The following is an 18,288-nucleotide window of genomic DNA, read 5'->3' as shown; positions in this document are numbered from 1 at the left end:
ATTCGCAAAAGTTCTCATGGGTATATTTACAACAGTCCGCCAACGTCAGGCCCATGTAAGGCTTCGTCCGCGCGGCCTGCTACACTTTTCGCTTCCCTACTTCACGGACCAGCCATGATTGAACCCCTCTTCCCCGGCTACCAGGCCTTCCGGATCGACACCGACGACGACGTGGCCATCGCTGGCGCGATCGGCGGGTCCGGCCCGCCGCTCCTGCTGCTGCACGGCCACCCGCAGACGCACGCGATCTGGCACAAGGTCGCGCCCGCGCTGTGCGAACACTTCACCGTAATCGCCTGCGACCTGCGCGGCTATGGCGATTCGTCCAAACCCACGGGTAGCCCGGACCATGCCCACTACAGCAAGCGCGCCATGGCTGCCGACATGCTGGCCGTCATGCGCTTCCATGGCTACGCGCGCTTTCGCGTGATGGCGCACGACCGCGGCGCGCGGGTGGCGCACCGGCTGATGGCCGATCATCCGGATGCCGTCGAACGCGCGGTACTGCTCGACATCGCGCCGACCCTGGCGATGTACGAGCAGACCACCGATGCGTTCGCGCGCGCCTACTGGCACTGGTTCTTCCTGATCCAGCCGGCGCCCCTGCCGGAGCGGCTGATCGAGGCCGCCCCCGACGCCTATATCCGCGACGTGATGGGCAGGCGCAGTGCGGGCCTGGCGCCGTTCGATCCACGTGCGCTCGACGAATATCGTCGCTGCTTGAAGCTCCCGGGCACCGCGCACGGCATCTGCGAGGACTATCGCGCGGCCGCGGGCATCGACCTGGAACACGACCGCGCCGACCGTGAGGCCGGGCGCAAGCTCGCGTTGCCGCTGCTGGTGCTGTGGGGTGAACAGGGTGTCGTGCATCGCTGCTTCGAGCCATTGATCGAGTGGCGCAAGGTGGCGGCAAAGGTCGAGGGCGAGGCGCTGCCCTGCGGGCACTACATTCCGGAAGAAGCGCCGGATGCGCTCCTGGGACGCGCGCTGCCCTTCCTGCTGGAATAAGGGCCGCCTGTGAGAAACCGAGGATTTTCCATCTCTTGAAACTGGTATCGTTCGAAGCGCGCCACCACCCCGGCCCCGGCTTGCCTGGCTGCGGCGCGCCCGCTGAAAACCTGATAGAGAGAACAATGAAAAAACTGTACCTGGCCATCGCGGTGGCCATCGCCCTGGGCGCCCTTACTTCCGGCTGCACCATCGTCGACACCGGCGAAGTAGGCTTGCGCGTGAACTTCGACAAGACCATCGAGGCCGACGAGCGCGTCGCAGGCAGCTTCAACCAGACCGTGGTCGGCTCGCTGCTGACCTTCCCGGTCAAGGACGTCAGCGTCGACGTGCAGAACCTCACCCCGCTCGCCGCCGACAACTCGACGATGAAGGAGTTCGACATCAGCGTGATCTACAACATCACGCCGTCCTCGGTCTCGGACCTGTACATCAACAAGAGCCGCTCCTTCCACATGGTCGACAAGACCGGCGACATCTACCTGATGCACGCCTACATCTACCAGACCGCGCGCAATGCCGTGTACAAGACCGCGCGCAAGTACGAAGCGCTGAACATGAACGACAACCGGGCCCAGATCGAGCAGGAGATCCAGGAAATCATGGTGTCGACGCTGAACGAAGAAAAACTCGGCGGCATCGTGATCTCGCAGGTCCGGGTCGGCAGCATGGTGCCGAGCGACGCGGTCAAGGCCAGCGCCGACAACCTGGTGCGCGCCAAGAACGAGGAAAAGACCAAGGAAGTCGAGGTCCAGATCGCCAAGAAGGAAGCCGAGCGCATCGCCGCACTGAACGCCAACGCGGGCGCGATCAGCTACATGCAGGCGCAGGCCCAGATGAAGATCGCCGAGGGCATCGCGGAAGGCAAGGTGCAAACCGTGGTGATTCCCTACGACTTCAAGGGCATGGTCAATATCAGCAGCAAATAAGCCTCGCAAACGGCGGCAAAGGCGCGGCGCCCGTCGCCCTTTCCCGCGTGTTTCTACAAGGCTTCGAAACTTGTCTACAGCATGCCGGCACTGATGGCATGGGGCTTCCAGCCGCGCGCCACGCGCAAAAACGCTTCCCTATAATCGGCCGCTACGGGCCCTGCCGCGCGTGTTGTGGCCGCATTCGATGCGGCACACGGCCGGTGCAAGTACGCCGGAAAAGTTTCCTCACAGGATAGATCGGCATCATGGATCGCACTGAAGCGGAGCAGTTCTCATCGACCGGCACCGGCGCGCAGCCACGCCGGCTGCTTGGGCTGCGCCAGACCATTGCGCTGATCGTCGGCGTGGTGATCGGTGCCGGCATCTTCAAATCGCCCTCCATCGTGGCGGGCCTGAGCGGCAGTGCCGACTGGATGTTCGGCATGTGGATCCTGGGCGGACTCATCTCGCTGGTGGGCGCGCTCTGCTACGCCGAGCTGACCACAGCCTACCCGCATCCCGGTGGCGACTACCATTTCCTGCACCGCGCGTTCGGGCGCTCGACCGCCTTCCTGTTCGGCTGGGCGCGCTTCGCGGTGATCACCACCGGCTCGATCGCCCTGCTCGCCTTCGTGTTCGGCGACTACATGCAGCAGGCCGTGCCACTGACGGCCCTCCCAAGCGGCTGGGGCGCGCCGGCCTATGCCTGCGCCGTCATCTTCGTGCTCTCGATGGTCAATCTGCAGGGCCTGCGTTTCGGCGCGGGCACCCAGATGTGGCTGACGCTGGCCGAGATCGGCGGACTGGTGCTGTTGACGCTCGCCGCAGCCTTCTTCACCGAACCCGCGCCAAGCAGGGTGGCGCCGCTGTCGGCAAGCGTACCGGTGTCCTTCGGCATGGCCATGGTGTTCGTGCTGCTCACCTACGGCGGCTGGAACGAGGCGGCCTATATCAGCGCCGAGATCAAGGGCGGCGCGCCGAAGATGGTGCGGGCCCTGACACTGTCGATCCTGATCATCACCGTGCTCTACCTGATGGTCACCTGGGCCTGCCTGCAGACCCTTGGCCTGCAGGGCATGGCCAAATCCGAGGCGCTGGCTGCCGACGTCATGGGCCTTGCCTTCGGCGCACCGGGCGAGAAAATCATGTCGCTGCTGGTCGCGATCTCGGCCCTGACCTCGATCAATGCCACCATGATCGTCGGCGCGCGCACCGGCTATGCGATGGGCTGCGACTGGGGCCGGCTGGCGCGGCTCGGGCAGTGGGACGGCGAACGCGGCACGCCGGCGGCGGCGATGTCGATCCAGTGCGCCGCGGCCCTGCTGCTTGTGGGGCTGGGCGTGGCCTTCGGCAGCGGCTTCAAGGCCATGGTCGAATTCACGGCGCCGGTGTTCTGGCTCTTCTTCCTGCTCAGCGGCATGTCGCTGTTCGTGCTGCGCCGACGCGAGCCGGATCTGCCGCGGCCCTTCCTGGTGCCGCTCTATCCCCTGCTGCCCCTGCTGTTTTGCGCCAGCTGCGCCTGGATGCTCTGGTCCAGCCTGTCATACGTGAGCAGCCAGTCGCTCGGCGGGCTCAACGCCGCCTGGATCGGCGTTCTGGTACTCGCCAGCGGCAGCCTGCTGCTGCTGTTCCTGGTCCGCAAGGAACCAAGCGCCCGACCCTGACCCTGGACCCTAACGAGGAGAATGCCGATGATGACCGATGCCCGCCGCCGTACCCTGCTGCTATCCGCCGCGACCACGGCGGGGCTGGCGCTGGTCCCTGCACGCAAGCTGCTGGCGCAAGACCTGGCCGCACCCGCGCACCTGGACGTGCCCTATGTGCCGACGCCCCAGGAAGTGGTCGACCGCATGCTGGAACTGGCGCGGGTGGGCAAGAACGACGTGCTCTACGACCTCGGCTGCGGCGACGGGCGAATCGTCGTCACCGCCGCCAAGGTCCGCGGGGCGCGCGGCACCGGCATCGACCTGAATCCGGTGCGCATCGCCGAGGCCAGGGAAAATGCGAAGCGGGCCGGCGTGGCGGACCGCGCGACTTTCAAGGTAGGCGACCTGTTCGAGACCGATGTCTCGCCGGCGACCGTGGTAACGCTCTACTTGCTGCCATCGATCAATGTCAAACTGCGCCCGCGCCTGTGGCAGCAGCTCAAGGTGGGCACCCGGGTCGTCTCGCATGCCTTCGACATGGGGCCGGAATGGCCGCCGGAGAAGAAGGCGGAGGTCGATGGCCGTAGCATTTACTACTGGACCATTACCCAGGCGAACAAGCGGGAGGCGAAGGCTTGAGCAGTGCGCGTTCTGTGACGTCGCCGCCTTGCGGCGTCCCGTACCGGGTCGCGCCATGGTGTGCAAACAAGATTTGCACGAACGGCTTCCCATGCACAGAAAATTTGTACAAATGGCAACATAGCCAACTGTTCCTTCACGAGGCAAGATCTCCGTACCGGCCCATCCCGCATTTTGTCATTCCAAAACGACCACCCAGCATGTAAGCTATGAGGCTTCCAGCGCGCCCCCGGCAAAACCACGGCACAACCCACGCCCGTCGCGCCTGGCCGGTCACAAGCCGGAACGTCTCCTGCGCAATTGCTCCTGGTCTGATACCGTAGCAAGGTCGCCAGCGTTGGACCCAGCAATACGCCGCCCGCAGCGACCACGCTGCCTGGCCGGACGCACGGGGAACCCATCGCGTGCCGGTGTAGAAGCTTCTTCTTTAACTTATTTGGCTATTGAAATGACCCCTTCGACAGACACTGATACCGGTCTACCCCTCGACATGATCATCTTCGGCGGCGTGGGCGACCTGGCGATGAGGAAGCTGCTTCCTGCGCTCTACATGGCCCACATGCACGGCAACCTGCCGGCCTCGACCCGCATCATCTCGACCGGGCGCCAGGACTTCGACCGCGCCGCCTACCTGGCCCAGGTCGAGGAACAGTCGCGCGCCTTCATCGCCAGCGCCAATTTCAACGACAAGACCTGGGACAGTTTCCTGCAAATGCTGGAATACGTCCGCCTCGACGTGCAGGCGGCGCCCGACTTCAGCGCCCTTGCCGGGGCGGCGCATGCGGGCGCCCAGCGCGTGTTCTATCTCGCCACCGCGCCGGCCCTGTTCACCACCATCTGCGACAAGTTGGCCATGGCCGGCCTGGTCGACGGCAACGCGCGCGTGGTGCTCGAAAAGCCCCTCGGGCGCGACCTCGAGTCCGCCGTCGAGATCAACGAAGCAGTCGGCAAGCATTTCGCCGAATCGCAGATCTACCGCATCGACCATTACCTGGGCAAGGAAACGGTGCAGAACCTGATGGTGCTGCGCTTCGGCAATTCGATCCTGGAACCGCTGTGGCGCGCGCCGAACATCTCGAGCGTGCAGATCACGGTGGCCGAAGAAGTGGGCGTGGGCAGCCGCGCCGGCTTCTATGACAGCACCGGTGCCATGCGCGACATGGTGCAGAACCACTTGCTGCAACTGCTGTGCATCGTCGCCATGGAACCGCCCACCTCGCTTTCGCCGGACGCCGTGCGCGACGAGAAACTGAAAGTGCTGCGCTCGCTGCGCCGCTTCGGCCTGGCCGATATCGCCCGTGACACGGTGCGCGGGCAATATGCCCACGGCGTGAGCGGCAACCAGGAAGTGGCCGGCTACCACGAAGAGCGCAATGTCCCGCAGGACAGCAAGACCGAGACTTTTGTTGCCCTGCGCGCCCACATCGATACCTGGCGCTGGTCCAAGGTGCCCTTCTACCTGCGCACCGGCAAGCGCATGCAGCGCCGCTCCTCGAAGATCGTGGTCGAGTTCGCCAATCCGCCCTTCCCGCTGTTCCCGGACATGCCGGGCGGCGTCGCCAACCGTCTCGTCATCGAGCTGCAGCCGGAAGAAGCGATCAAGCTGCAGATCATGGCCAAGCAGCCCGGCAGCGGCATGCAGATGCAGCAGGTGGCCCTGAATCTCGACCTGCAGTCGGCCTTCCAGCAGCGCCGCGCCGAAGCCTACGAGCGCCTCCTGATCGACGTCGTGCGCGGCCGCCTGACCCATTTCATGCGCCGCGACGAGCTCGAAGCGGCATGGGCCTGGGCCGATCCGATCATCGAAGGCTGGAACACGCTGGGCGAGAAGCCGCATGCCTACCAGGCCGGCTCCTGGGGCCCGGCCGAGTCGTTCGCCCTGCTGGCGCGCGACGGCTTTGCCTGGGTCGAATAAGCCTTCGCTGCCACCTCTAAAGCCCTCGTCCGCGAGGGCTTTTTACTTCAGGGCGGGGCGCGACAGCCGCTGGCGGAAGACCCACACATACAGCGCCGCGTTAATGACGAGCACACCGGCCGCCAGCCCGAATTGCAGCCCGCGCGTCAGCTCGCCCGGATAGATCAGCGGCAACAGGTAATGCTCGACGAAGCCGCCACTGTAGCCGGCCCCGCCCGCATGCGCCCGCAGCCACAACTCGGCATGGGTCAGCGGACAGACCCCGCCGATCACCTCGATCCCGACACCCCAGGCCGCCGCCGCAAGATGTACGGGGAGCAGCCGCCGCCGGCGCGCCACTAGCAGCGCCCCGAACACGACGAACAGGATGAAGCCCAGGTGTAATAGCAATACAGCATCCGCCAGCAAACGGTAGGCCACGGTAGTCGATCCCTCCGGTAACACGCGAGATCCCAGTGTAGCGCGGCGCAAACGCCTGCGCACGATCGAGGCTGCCGGAAACGCCGTAACCGGCAAGGACGCACCCGGCGACTGAGCCGGTCGGCAACTCCCGGTAGAATGCTGGCTTGAGCCGACGTTCGCCCCCTTTACAGAAAGCGCGATGAGCACCACCGACCTTCCCTTCCGTGCCACCATTCTTGAGGCCTGCACCTGGCTGGCCCAGCAAACCGGCTCGCCCTGGACCCTGGCCCGCCTGCTCGGGCACGAGATCACGCCCTACGTCTGGCTCGATTACGACGCTGCCTACCCGGAGCTGTTCGGCGACGCCAACGGCGGCTACCTGGCGCCGATCTTCTTTGCCGACGACATCGCCCGCCTGGCGGCCGGCAGCGAGGATGTCCTGATCACGACGACCAAGGATGCCTACAAGATCGTCGCGCGCCTGCCTCTACCTGGCTTCACGCGCCGCCTCGACGAGCTGCGCTTCCAGAAGAAGGACCTGGAGCGGCTGGCGGGCAAGCTCAAGCACGCGGCCCAGCCCGCGCCGCCGGTCGCGCCACCGGCCGCGAAGGAATCGCAGCTTGGCATCGGCAAGGCCGAGGTACTCGAAGCCTTCGGGCGCATCGTGCGCCTCGATCTTGGCAAGGCGCTGGACGAGGCCATCGGCATCTTCGGCGACGACGGCGCCCGCGTCAAAGCGAGTGCGAAAAAATCGAAGCGCAATGCGGTATGGAACCCGGTCACCCTGGCACTGGGATTGCACGATGTCTACCGCGTCCCGCTCGGCCCCCTCAGGCGCGCCTTCAAGACCCACGACTTCCTGCTCGACTGGGACGGCAACTGGGAACAGTCGCTCCAGCTGCTCGGCAAGTAAGCCCGCCGACTCAGCGCGCCAGCAGGCGCCGCAACTGGGCGGCCTGGTAGGCGCCGAAAGTAGCGCTGAACAGGCAGCGGATCAGCGGATCGTCGACCACGTCGGCCTCGGCCAGCGCCGCCTCGGTGCCAGGGTCGAATACGGTGTCATTGATGCGCATGTACATCGAGGTCAGCGACTCGCCGTTTTCCAGTGCCGCGTACAGCTTGGCGGCCGGGATCTCGGTGGTCCAGCCCAGCGGACCGGCGTCTTCACCCACGAGGACCGCGCCCTGTGCATCAAGCCGGTAGCGCAAACGCGTTACCTCGCCCGCGCTGCCATGCAAGGAAAGCTGCCAGATCCGCGTCTGGTCGAAATACTCCGACGATGCCTCGATGTCGCCATACTTTTCTGGAATGCCGATGCGGCAGTACTCCATCACGCGCGCATGCCGGGCCGCGTCCAGGGGCGGGAAATGACGCGCGATCTCCGCGGTGGAAGGCGGCGCGGCGTGGCCCTCATACACGTAGTCGACATCCTGTTCGCCCACCGGCAGCACCCAGGGCAAGGGCGCGGCCGGCTGCAGCGACGCGGCATCGAGCCGCACCGAGACCGACGGATTCAGGCGCACCACCCGGGCGTTCGGCAAGGCGGCGCCTACCTCGCGTGCGAACTGCGCATAGCTGATCGGGAAAAAAGCGCGGTTGTACCAGGACCACGGCTCCTGCAGGAACTGGCAGGAACTGGGCACGATATAGCGCGGCTTGAGCGCCCCTAGCTGGCGGATCCATTCCTCGGGCAACGTGGGCGGCGCCGCCGCGGCGCGCGAAGGCGCCAGCACTTCGATCTCGCGCATGGTCTGGAAAGGCCAGAGCACCATGTCCCACGGCCCTTCCCGCACCAGTTTTGCCAGCGTGTCCTCGTCGATCCAGGAATCGACCACGTTCAGCACGTTCATCCCGGCAGCCATCACCTGGAACATCGAGTCCACGTCGGCATCCATGGCTTCGCGCGGGACCACCTCGAAGGGCCCGACGTGCTCCGGCACGTTCAGGGTCAGCGAGCGCACTTCTGTGAAGCCGAGCAGGCGCACCATCTCGAAGAGCTCATCGAAGATGCAGTAGATGAAGAGCGGCGTGCTGCGGTCAAGCAGGTCGAGGCTCTCGAGCGAGCAGTGGTCGTCGTGGAAATGCGAGATGAACACCGCGTCGAAGCGCTGCGCGCGGATGGCGTCGCGGTCGAAGCGCACGTCCGGAAAGGCGTGGCAGTTGTGGCTGAAGGGGTTCTCGAAGATGGTATCGAAGGCGATGCGCACGCCTTCGCACTCGAACACGTAACCCGCATGCAGGATTCTCGAAATCACCAGTCCTTCATTCGCCATGATCGCCTCCGTATCAAGGCCGCATTCTACAACGCCGGGGCGGCGGCGCCGACACGCCCTGGCGTTCTGCGCTACCATGTCGGGCTGGCTTGCCCCCCCGCTGCAGTCTTCCATGGCTCCCTGTCTGCCACCTTTCATTCATAGGTAACAAACGTGTTCGCTGTCCTTTCCCTCGACATGGGGGCCGCCATGAAGACCTTGGTGCTGACGCTCGACCTGGTCGGCACCTTCGTGTTCGCCCTCAGCGGCGCCATGGCGGCCTCGCGCCGCAGGCTCGATATCTTCGGCGTGCTGGTGCTCTCTTTTGTGGCCGCGACCTCCGGCGGCATCGTGCGCGACCTGCTGATCGGCGCCACGCCGCCCGCTGCCATCAGCGACTGGCGCTACCTGGTCATTTCGACCCTGGCAGGCCTGGTCATCTTCTTCTGGTATCCGGTCATTGGCCGCCTGCGCAATCCCGTGCTCATCTTCGACGGCGCAGGGCTGGCGCTGTTCTGCGTCGCGGGCGCCCAGAAGGCGCTGGTGTTCGGGCTGGAGCCCGTGATGGCGGCCCTGCTCGGGATGTTGACCGGCATCGGCGGCGGCGTGGCACGCGACGTGCTGCTGTCGAACGTGCCGGCCGTGTTCCGCTCCGATATCTATGCGGTGGCCGCCCTGGCCGGCGCCTCGGTGGTGGTGATCGGCGACGCGCTGCAGCTACCGACGACCGCCACCGCCTGCGCCGGGGCGGTCCTGTGCTTCGGCTTGCGCCTGGCTGCCATCCGCTACGGCTGGCATTTGCCGACGGCGCGCGCACCGGAGAGCGAGGCCGAGACCGACCGGATCGACAAGGGGCGCTGAGCTCCACGGGCAGCTTCTGTCCTTGCCTATTTCGCCGGACGCGCGAAGACCGATAAAGGCGCCCTCGGCAAGGCCATGCGCGCCTGGCTGAAGAATCCCCTTGATGGCCGCGCCGCCGACCTGATCGAGGCCGACGAGGACGAGACCGGACTGACCCGTACCCGCTGCGCGGCCACCCGCCTGTCCGGAGGCCACGCCGACAACGCCTTGCCGCAACTGGCCACGGCCACCGTGAACTGCCGCAACATGCCGGGCATCTCGCCCGATGCGATCAAGGCAGAACTGGAGAAGATCGTGGCCGACAAGACGGCGGAAGTCAGGCGCAACGACCAGCACGTGTCCTCCTTGAGCTCGCCCCTGCGTGCCGACGTGGTCTCCGCCTACACGGATGCCGTCAAGGGGCGCCACCCGAACGCCCCGGTGTTCCCGGAAATGAGCGCCGGCGCCAGCGACGCCAACCCGTTCCGCATTGCCGGGATCCCGATCTATGGCGTGGACGGTTCCTGGGGCATCGTCCCGGACGACATCCGCGCCCATGGCCGCGACGAACGCCTCCCGGTCAAGGCGCTCGACGACGACGTGGACCATTGGGAATTCATGCTGCGCCGCCTGGCCGGCAAGCCCTGACAGGCAATGCCGCCGCCCTGCGCAGCGACGGCATGTTTGATCTTGGCGAACACAGCCGTAACGCTCCCCACCTTGACTGGACCGGTTTCGGACCGCGCAAAGGGGGAGCATGATGGCCAGGCTACAGAAAATCGCCATACTCGGCGGCGGCGCCGGTTCGCTGGCCGCCGCCCATTACCCGACTTCACAGCCCGGCTGGCGCGAGCGCTACGAGATCACCGTCTACCAGCAAGGCTGGCGCGGCCAGAGGGCAGGCCGCTGGCAAGCTGGGACCAGGCCTTCCGCCCGCACGATTACCTGGCCCTGGCCGAAGCGGTCGGCGACGAGTGGCGGCCCTGGCGCCTGGTGCTGCCGCGCAGGCCGGGCGAGCCGGGCGCCGGCAGCGATCCAAATGTCGACCCGTCGGAGCGCTACGTGCTGTCGGTGACCGGCAGCAGCGCGCACCGGCTTGACAGCACCGGCTCCGGTTTGTCCAACCTGTTCCTGGCCGGCGACTGGCTGCGCACCGGGCTCGATTCGGGCTGCGTCGAGGCGGCGACCATGGGCGAAATGCAGGCTTCGCGCGCGATCAGCGGCTATCCGGCGGCGATTCCGGGCGACTCCGATTTCCCGGTGCGCGCGCGCTAGCGGGCCTGGTGCCCCCTTCCATGGCTGGGATACCGATACCGGTATCGCCAGCCGTATTAAAGTGATTTGTAGAAAACCCAGAACTTCTTCAATCTGTCTCCGCACCGTCCATACCAGGAAAAATCGGCCGCGCCCCAAGCGCGTGCCGCTGGATCCCTGCGTCCCTGCTGACAACAGTGCGCAGCGAACGATAACGACAACGGAGACACGCAATGAAGAACACACTCTCGCTTTGGGGGATGGGCGCGCTGTTGGCTTCCACGCTCCTGTCCTCGCAGGCCGCCGCCCAGGCGGGCTTCACCCCGATCACCTTCAAGAACGCGTCGGTCCACGACCCTTCGATCATCAAGTCCGGCGACACCTTCTATGTATTCGGCTCGCACCTGGCCTCGGCCAAGTCGGTCGACCTGATGAACTGGACCCAGCTCACCGACAGCGTCAGTGCAAGCAACCCGCTGTTCCTGAACGGGTCGGCCAACGTGTTCACCGAACTGTCCGAAGCCTTCGCCTGGGCCCAATCGAACACCCTGTGGGCGGCCGACGTGCGCCAGCTCGCCGACGGCAAGTTCTACATGTACTACAACGCCTGCAAGGGCGACTCGCCGCGCTCGGCGCTGGGCATCGCGGTGGCCGACAGCATCGAGGGCCCGTATGTCGACAAGGGCATCATCCTGCGCTCGGGCATGTGGGGGCAAACCAGCCATGACGGCACGGTGTACGACGCCCTGAAGCACCCGAATGCGGTCGATCCCCACGTCTTCAACGACAGCGCGGGGCGCCTGTGGATGGTCTACGGCTCCTACTCGGGCGGGATCTTCATCATGCAGATGAACCCGGCCAACGGCATGCCGCTGGCGGGACAAGGCTACGGCAAGCGCCTGATCGGCGGCAACCACAGCCGCATCGAAGGCGCCTTCGTGATGTACAGCCCGGCCACCTCCTACTATTACCTGTTCACATCCTACGGTGGCCTGGATGCCGGCGGCGGCTACAACATGCGCGTGGCGCGCTCGCTCAACCCGAACGGTCCCTACCTCGACGCCCAGGGCAACGACATGGCCAACGTGCGCTCGGACGCCTCGAAACCGCTGTTCGACGACGCGTCGATCGCGCCCTTCGGCGTGAAGCTGATGGGGAACTTCCTCTTCGAGCGCAAGCTCGGCGAATCCGGCACCGGCATCGGCACCGGCTACGTTTCGGCGGGACACAGCTCGGCCTACTACGATCCCGCGACCGGCAAGCATTTCCTGGTCTTTCACACCCGCTTCCCCGAGCGCGGCGAGCAGCACGAGATCCGCACCCACCAGATGTTCATGAACGCCGACGGCTGGCCGGTGGTCGCGCCCTACCGCTATGCCAGGGAAACCGCAGCCAGCGTGCGGCGCGAGTTCGTGGTCGGCGACTACCTGTTCGTCAACCACGGCAAGGACATCTCCGCGGCCGTCAAGAAGTCGCAATCCATCACCCTGGGCAGCGACGGCAGCATCACGGGCGCGGTGGCTGGCAACTGGACGCTGCTCGGGTCCAACCAGGTCGAACTGCGCATCAACGGTGCGGCCTGGCCCTACAAGGGCGTGTTCCTGAACCAGTGGGACGAGACCTCGAAAAACCATGTGATGACCTTGTCGGCACTGTCGCGCGAAGGCGCGGCGGTCTTCGGCAGCCGCTTGATCCCGCGCACCGACCTGCAGGTGGTGAATGCAGTGTATGCGGAACTCAGCCTGGGCAATACTGCCGCGGTCAGTGCCAATCTCGCCTTGCCGACGACGGCGACCCGCGGCACGACGATCAGCTGGACCTCGTCCAATCCCGCCGTGGTGAGCAACGGCGGCGTCGTGACCCCGGCCGGCAGCGACGTTACCCTCACGCTCACCGCGCGCATCAGCAAAGGCACGGCCGCCGTCCTGAAGACCTTTACGGTCACGGCTCGCAAGAGCGGCGGCCCGCTGGCCCACTACACGTTCGACGGCAACCTGCTGGATGCGAACGGCGTGTTCGGCGCCGGCAGCGTGACTGGCGGCCGCATCGACCTGGCTGGCGGCAGCATCGGCTACGAGGCGGGCATGAAGGGCAATGCCGCGGTGTTCAACGGCGCCTCGGGCATTCGCCTGCCGAACGGCCTGATCTCGTCCAGCACCTACACGGTCGCGCTCTGGCTCAAGCCGGCGCAGCTGACCGCGTTCACGCCGACCTTCTTCGGTGCGCGCACCACCGACTCCTGGGTCAGCCTGCTGCCGAAGGGCCACGACTTCGTCGGCGGCGCCTCGATGCTGTGGTCCGGCACGGCCTGGTATGACGCGGGCCTGGGCATGAACATCCCGATCGGCCGCTGGTCGCACCTGGCCTTCACGGTCAGGAATGGCGCCATCACGGTGTATGTGGACGGCGTGCGCAAGTTCAGCGGCACCAACTTCCCCAACGTGTTCACGACCACCACCGGCGTATTCGCACTGGGCGTGAACTGGTGGGATACGCCCTTCAAGGGCTCGATGGACGACCTGCGCATCTACGGCACCGCCCTGAGCGATGCCGACATCTCGGCCCTGGCGCGCTGATCACCTCATTCATATCAGGACGACTAACATGAACAAACTGATTCTTTCCCTGATGCTGCTGCTCGGATCGACGGGCGCTTGCGCCGGTGTGATCGGCTTCGACGACCTGCCCGGTCTTGAAACCGAAGCAATCGTTAACGGCTACCAGGGCTTCGACTGGGACAACCTGGGCGCGATCCGGGCCGATGCCTATCCGGGCAGCGGCTATGCCACGGGCGCGGTGTCGCCGACGAATACCGCCTTCAACCGCGACGGCGGCATCGCGGCCGTTTCCAGGGCCGGCGGCTTCGATGTCATCGGCGCCTGGTTCACGTCTGCCTGGCTGGACCAGGAACTGGCTTTTGATGGCTGGCGCAACGGGGAGCTGGTGTATTCCACCGATGTGTCCTTCGTGATCGACACCATGACACCTCAGTGGATCGGCCTGGGCTGGTCGGGCATCGACACGCTGGTCATCTACAACAGCAGCGGCACGCCATGGGCGATGGACGAGTTCACCGTGCCGGAACCGGGCTCGCTCGGTTTGCTTGGCGCGGCGCTGGCGGGACTGATGACGGCGCGCCGGCGCAGGACAGCGCAGCGCTAGGGGACAGCCGGCCGCGGTCAAGCCTGGTCGCCGAAGTCGGCCTTCGCGGCCAGCACGCGATTCAGTGAGGTCTCCGGATCGAGGCCGGCCATCATGAGGTTGATGATCTCTTTCTTGTCTTCCGCCGTGACCTTCTCGCAGGCGGCGCGGTGCGAGCAGTAATAGGCGTACCAGGACACGTCCGCCGGGCGCTCCTTGCGTGGCTTGAGCCGGGCCGGGACCGCGGCGCGCGCCGCGCCGGCGTACGCGGCCAGTTGCGCGTCGGCCACCGACCAGTCGAATGCCGCCACCGCGCGCTTGTCGGCGTCCCAGTCGCCCTTGTAGCCGGGGCCGGGACGCATGGTCGACTTGTTCACGGCGAGGCAAGCCAGGTTCGGGTAGCCATTGGCCTGGCAGAAGGCCTCGACGAAGAGCAGCTTCATGCCGATGCCGACCGATACCGCTCGATCGAGCACGGCATCTTTCGGATGCAACTGGCGCGCCGCCGCCAGCAGGTCGCCGTAGGTGATCGGCATGCCGCGCAGCGACCTCGCGCAATGCACGAGCGCTTCGTAGATCCGCGTGCCGACCTCGATGTCGTTGACGGTAAACGGTGGCCGCGCTTCGGTACTGCCTGTCATACAAACTCCCCACATTGAAGAAAATCGGCCTGCTCGCGCAAACGCTTCCAAACGCGAATGGACTTTCGCGACAGGCATTATATTTTCTTCGGGTCCAGTATGTTCAAGGCTTTTCGCGTGCGGGAACGTCGACGTCGGCCACTCGCGCCGGAATCTGCCACAATGTCCCGGTATCCGCCGATTCCGGGACGTCCATCGCAGCGCCACCTCCTGGCGCCGCGTTCGTCGCTGGACTTCCACGGAATGTTACATTCGCTCGATTGGAACAAGCAGCACATCATGTACGCCGAACTGAACCGCCCATCCATCACCACCCTGGTCAACGATTTCTATACCGACATCCGGCGCGACGAGGTGCTGCAGCCGGTCTTCGACGGCGCCATCGGCGACAACTGGGCGCCGCATCTCGAGCGCATGGTCGACTTCTGGTGTTCGGTGATGCTGTCGAGCGGAGAATTCAAGGGCAATGTATTCGGCAAGCACATGCAGCTTCACGGAATCGACCTGGACCACTTCCGGCGCTGGCTGGCCCTGTTCGAGACCCATGTGCGGCGACTGTACGCGCCGGCGGTGGCCGACGGGTTCCTGGTCGTGGCGAGGCGGATCGCCGCCAGCCTGCAGTACGGCTACTTTGGCCGTGCCGAAGCGGTCTGACCGCAGGCCGATCGAACTGAACTAAGTCGCGGCCCGGGGCTTGTGTCCATTCGCGAAATCCCGCAAGACCTCGCGCGCCGCATTATGCCCCGGCGCACCCGTGACGCCGCCCCCCGGATGGGTACCCGACCCGCAGGTATACAGCCCCGCCACCGGCCCGCGGTAATCCGCATGCCCCAGCATCGGCCGCGCCGCGAACAGCTGGTCCAGCCCGAGCGCGCCATGGAAGATGTCGCCCCCGACCAGTCCGAAGGTGCGCTCCAGGTCCAACGGGCTCATGATCTGCCGGCCGAGCACCGACTGCCTGAAGTTGGGGGCGTAGCGCGTGACGGTGTCGATCATCAGGTCAGCGACCTCCTCGCGGTGGGCGTCCCAGCTCGCCCCGCCGGGCAACTGGGGCGCCACGTGCTGGCAGAACAGGCTGGCCACGTGCTGGCCGGGCGGCGCCAGGGTCGGATCGAGCGTGGAAGGAATCACCACTTCCACGATCGGTTCGCGCGACCAGCCGAGGCTGCGGGCATCGTGATAGGCGCGCTCCATGTACTGCAGGCTGGGCGCGATGATGATGCCGCTGCCGTGGTGCTCGGCCTGCTCCCTGCCGGGCAGGCAGGTGAAGCTGGGCAGTTCGGACAGCGCCACGTTCATGCGGAAGGTCCCGGAGCCGCAGCGCCAGGCCTGCATGCGCCGCAGGAAATTCTCCGGAAGCGCGCCCGGGTCGACCAGCCTGGTATAGAGCAGGCGCGGATTCAGGTTCGACACGACCACGCGCGCATCGAGCCGCTCGCCTTTGGTCGTGACCACGCCGGTGGCGCGGCCCTTCTCCAGCAATACTTCCTCGACCCCGCATCCGGTGCGGATCTCCACCCCGCGCGCCTGGGCCGCTTTCGCCATGGCCTGGGTGATCGCGCCCATGCCGCCGATGGCGTGGCCCCAGGCGCCCTTCTTGCCGTTTACTTCCCCGAACACGTGATGCAGCAGCACATAGGCCGATCCGGGCGTGTACGGGCTGGCATAGTTGCCCACCACGCTGTCGAAGCCATACGCCGCCTTGATCGGTTCGCTCTCGAACCAGCCATCGAGGTAGTCGCCGGCGGACTTGGTGAAGAGGTCGAGCAGCTCGCGCTGGGTGGACAGCGACAGCTTGCGCATCCGGTTGCCAAGCTTGCCGGCCTTGATCAGCTCCGGCAGCGCCGCGAGCCAGTTGCCCTGCACCCGGTTCGGCGGCGTCTGCAGCACCAGGTCGCGCAGCAGGTCGGCGGCTGTGTCCAGGTGCGCGTGATAGGCGTCCAGCCGGCCGGCGTCGCGTTGCGAGAACCGGGCCACTTCGCGGGCGGTTTTCCCGGCGCCGATCTTCAGGTAATGGTGGTCGTCGAGCGGCAGGAAATTCGAGAGCGGGCGCTCGACGATGCGCAGGCCGTGGGCCGCCAGGTCCATGTCCTGGATGATCTTTGGATTGAGCAGCGAGACGGTATAAGCCGCCACCGAGTTGCGGAAGCCCGGATGGAATTCCTCGGTGACCGCCGCGCCCCCGACCACGTCGCGCTGTTCCAGCACGGTGACCTTCAGGCCGGCGCCGGCCAGGTAAAAGGCGCATACCAGGCCGTTGTGGCCGCCACCTACGATGATCGCGTCGCGCATCTGCTTCCTCCACGGTGAACACGACCATTGTGTGCCAGGCATCAAAAAAAAGCACCTGCTAAGTTGGCGAGGTTTGGCCTGGCCGCGGTTTCACTCCAGGGCCCGGTTGCGCGACTCCACATCCACGCACAGGATCGCGACGGCGGCGAGCGCCAGGCAGCCGGCCAGCATGCCCAGCGCCAGCGTGAACCGGGTGGCCATCACCGGCGCGATGATGGACGGCGCCAGCAGGCCCCCGAAGCGCGCAACGGCTCCCGCCAGCCCCATGCCGCTGGCGCGCAGGTCGGTCGGATAGACCTCGGGAGTGAATGCGTACAGCGCGCCCCAGGTGCCCAGCAGCGCAAAGCTCATCAAGAGGGTCGATCCCACCACTACCGTGGTCGCGCTGCCGAAACTGTAGAACAGGCAGCCCACGGCGCTGAGCAGCAGGAAACCGACCAGGGTCGGCTTGCGCCCCCAGCGCTCCACCCCATAGGCCGCCAGCGCGAAACCGGGCAGCTGGACCAGGGCAAGCACGATCAGGAATTCCTGGCCGCGCATGAATCCGAAGCCTTCCGCGCCCAGTTTCACCGGCAGGTAGACGAACACGCCGTAATAGGCAATCGAGATCAGCGTCCATGCCACCAGCAGGGCCAGGCTGCGGCGGCGCAGCTTGCGTGAAAACAGCGCCGACAGCGCCTGTTTCACCGGGGAGTCCGGGATCAATGCCGGAATCGATGCCGTGCGCCCATTGGTGCTGGCGATGCGCTGCAGCACCGCGCGCGCCTCTTCCTGCTTGCCGCTGCGATTGAGGTACATGGGCGACTCCGGCACGTACAGGCGCAGCACGACACCGACCAGGGCCGGCAGTCCGGTGACGAAGAAGATGACGCGCCAGGCATCAATACCCCATCCGGCGGCGAGCAGGGCCAGTATCGCCAGCAGGATGGTGCCCACCGCCCAGAAGGATTCGAGCAGCACCAGCCATCGCCCGCGGCGGTCGCTGGGCAGGAATTCCGCCATCATCGTGTAGTCCACCGGGAGGGTGCCACCGACGCCGATCCCGGTCGCGAAGCGCAGCGCCAGCAGCCAGGTGAAATCGGGGGCGAAGGCCGAAGCTACCCCGCAGCAGGCATCGAGCACCACTGCCGCCATCAAGACCGGCCGGCGCCCGATCCGGTCCGCCAGGCGGCCGAAGACAAAGGCGCCCACAAGCATGCCGATGAAGAAGAAGGTGCCGGTCTGGAGCGCCTGCGGCATCGCGACGCCGAAGGTCCTGGCAATCGACGGCGCGCTGAACCCGATCGACAGCACCTGCATGGCGTCGGCCATCCAGACCAGGCCGAAGATCATGAACAGGCGGTACTG

The 18,288-nt window shown here is 66.0% G+C and carries 17 protein-coding genes; 12 read left to right on the top strand and 5 right to left on the bottom strand.

The features are described 5' to 3' along the window. Positions 1-114 precede the first annotated feature (114 nt). From AC56K1_RS03470 to zwf, 5 genes are all read left to right on the top strand, one after another. Entirely contained in the window at positions 115-1,008 is an 894-nt protein-coding gene (locus AC56K1_RS03470) for an alpha/beta fold hydrolase (protein WP_497156434.1), read from the top strand. Positions 1,009-1,133: 125 nt separating this feature from the next. After that, on the top strand, positions 1,134-1,937 hold the full coding sequence (locus AC56K1_RS03465; protein WP_497156433.1) for an SPFH domain-containing protein: 804 nt from the start codon (positions 1,134-1,136) through the stop codon (positions 1,935-1,937). A gap of 248 nt (positions 1,938-2,185) precedes the next feature. Further along, entirely contained in the window at positions 2,186-3,583 is a 1,398-nt protein-coding gene (locus AC56K1_RS03460; protein ID WP_497156432.1) for an APC family permease, read from the top strand. Between the two features lie 27 nt (positions 3,584-3,610). Further along, positions 3,611-4,204, top strand: a complete 594-nt coding sequence (locus tag AC56K1_RS03455) for an SAM-dependent methyltransferase (RefSeq protein ID WP_497156431.1) — start codon at positions 3,611-3,613, stop codon at positions 4,202-4,204. Between the two features lie 448 nt (positions 4,205-4,652). Continuing rightward, on the top strand, positions 4,653-6,119 hold the full coding sequence (gene zwf / locus AC56K1_RS03450) for a glucose-6-phosphate dehydrogenase (RefSeq protein ID WP_497156430.1): 1,467 nt from the start codon (positions 4,653-4,655) through the stop codon (positions 6,117-6,119). 42 nt (positions 6,120-6,161) lie between these two features. Here zwf and AC56K1_RS03445 read toward each other — a convergent pair whose 3' ends face one another. Then, entirely contained in the window at positions 6,162-6,539 is a 378-nt protein-coding gene (locus tag AC56K1_RS03445; RefSeq protein ID WP_497156429.1) for a DUF2784 domain-containing protein, read from the bottom strand. Between the two features lie 181 nt (positions 6,540-6,720). On the opposite strand from AC56K1_RS03445, the gene AC56K1_RS03440 reads away from it, so the two are divergent. After that, positions 6,721-7,434, top strand: coding sequence for a hypothetical protein (locus tag AC56K1_RS03440; protein ID WP_497156428.1), 714 nt, complete (start codon positions 6,721-6,723; stop codon positions 7,432-7,434). Between the two features lie 10 nt (positions 7,435-7,444). Here AC56K1_RS03440 and AC56K1_RS03435 read toward each other — a convergent pair whose 3' ends face one another. Next, the gene (locus AC56K1_RS03435) at positions 7,445-8,794 is read right to left on the bottom strand and encodes an MBL fold metallo-hydrolase (RefSeq protein ID WP_497156427.1); all 1,350 of its coding nucleotides are present in this window, start codon (positions 8,792-8,794) and stop codon (positions 7,445-7,447) included. 153 nt (positions 8,795-8,947) lie between these two features. Between AC56K1_RS03435 and AC56K1_RS03430 the strand changes: the two genes are divergently transcribed. The 5 genes from AC56K1_RS03430 to AC56K1_RS03410 all read left to right on the top strand — a co-directional run bounded on the left by AC56K1_RS03430 (position 8,948) and on the right by AC56K1_RS03410 (position 14,029). Continuing rightward, the gene (locus AC56K1_RS03430; protein ID WP_497156426.1) at positions 8,948-9,634 is read left to right on the top strand and encodes a trimeric intracellular cation channel family protein; all 687 of its coding nucleotides are present in this window, start codon (positions 8,948-8,950) and stop codon (positions 9,632-9,634) included. A 75-nt stretch (positions 9,635-9,709) separates the two neighbouring features. After that, positions 9,710-10,261 (top strand): peptidase dimerization domain-containing protein, encoded by a 552-nt coding sequence (locus AC56K1_RS03425; protein WP_497156425.1) that lies wholly within the window; start codon positions 9,710-9,712, stop codon positions 10,259-10,261. A 72-nt stretch (positions 10,262-10,333) separates the two neighbouring features. Next, positions 10,334-10,888, top strand: a complete 555-nt coding sequence (locus AC56K1_RS03420) for a hypothetical protein (protein WP_497156424.1) — start codon at positions 10,334-10,336, stop codon at positions 10,886-10,888. Positions 10,889-11,100: 212 nt separating this feature from the next. After that, positions 11,101-13,443: a family 43 glycosylhydrolase gene (locus tag AC56K1_RS03415; RefSeq protein WP_497156423.1), complete on the top strand. Its 2,343-nt coding sequence runs from the start codon at positions 11,101-11,103 to the stop codon at positions 13,441-13,443. Between the two features lie 28 nt (positions 13,444-13,471). Beyond that, positions 13,472-14,029, top strand: coding sequence for a PEP-CTERM sorting domain-containing protein (locus tag AC56K1_RS03410; protein WP_497156422.1), 558 nt, complete (start codon positions 13,472-13,474; stop codon positions 14,027-14,029). Between the two features lie 17 nt (positions 14,030-14,046). Here AC56K1_RS03410 and AC56K1_RS03405 read toward each other — a convergent pair whose 3' ends face one another. Then, a complete protein-coding gene (locus AC56K1_RS03405; RefSeq protein WP_497156421.1) occupies positions 14,047-14,649 on the bottom strand; it encodes a hypothetical protein in 603 nt (200 codons plus the stop codon). Positions 14,650-14,811: 162 nt separating this feature from the next. Here AC56K1_RS03405 and AC56K1_RS03400 point away from each other — a divergent pair, with 162 nt between their 5' ends. Then, positions 14,812-15,303: a group III truncated hemoglobin gene (locus tag AC56K1_RS03400; protein WP_497156420.1), complete on the top strand. Its 492-nt coding sequence runs from the start codon at positions 14,812-14,814 to the stop codon at positions 15,301-15,303. A 21-nt stretch (positions 15,304-15,324) separates the two neighbouring features. Here AC56K1_RS03400 and AC56K1_RS03395 read toward each other — a convergent pair whose 3' ends face one another. Both AC56K1_RS03395 and AC56K1_RS03390 read right to left on the bottom strand, forming a co-directional pair. Next, complete coding sequence (locus AC56K1_RS03395) at positions 15,325-16,941, bottom strand: phytoene desaturase family protein (protein ID WP_497156419.1); 1,617 nt, start codon at positions 16,939-16,941, stop codon at positions 15,325-15,327. Positions 16,942-17,031: 90 nt separating this feature from the next. Continuing rightward, positions 17,032-18,273, bottom strand: a complete 1,242-nt coding sequence (locus tag AC56K1_RS03390; RefSeq protein WP_497156634.1) for an MFS transporter — start codon at positions 18,271-18,273, stop codon at positions 17,032-17,034. Positions 18,274-18,288: the final 15 nt, after the last annotated feature.

Source organism: Telluria sp. ZB4P37 (assembly GCF_059685855.1).
This window is presented reverse-complemented; position numbering and strand designations above follow the sequence as displayed.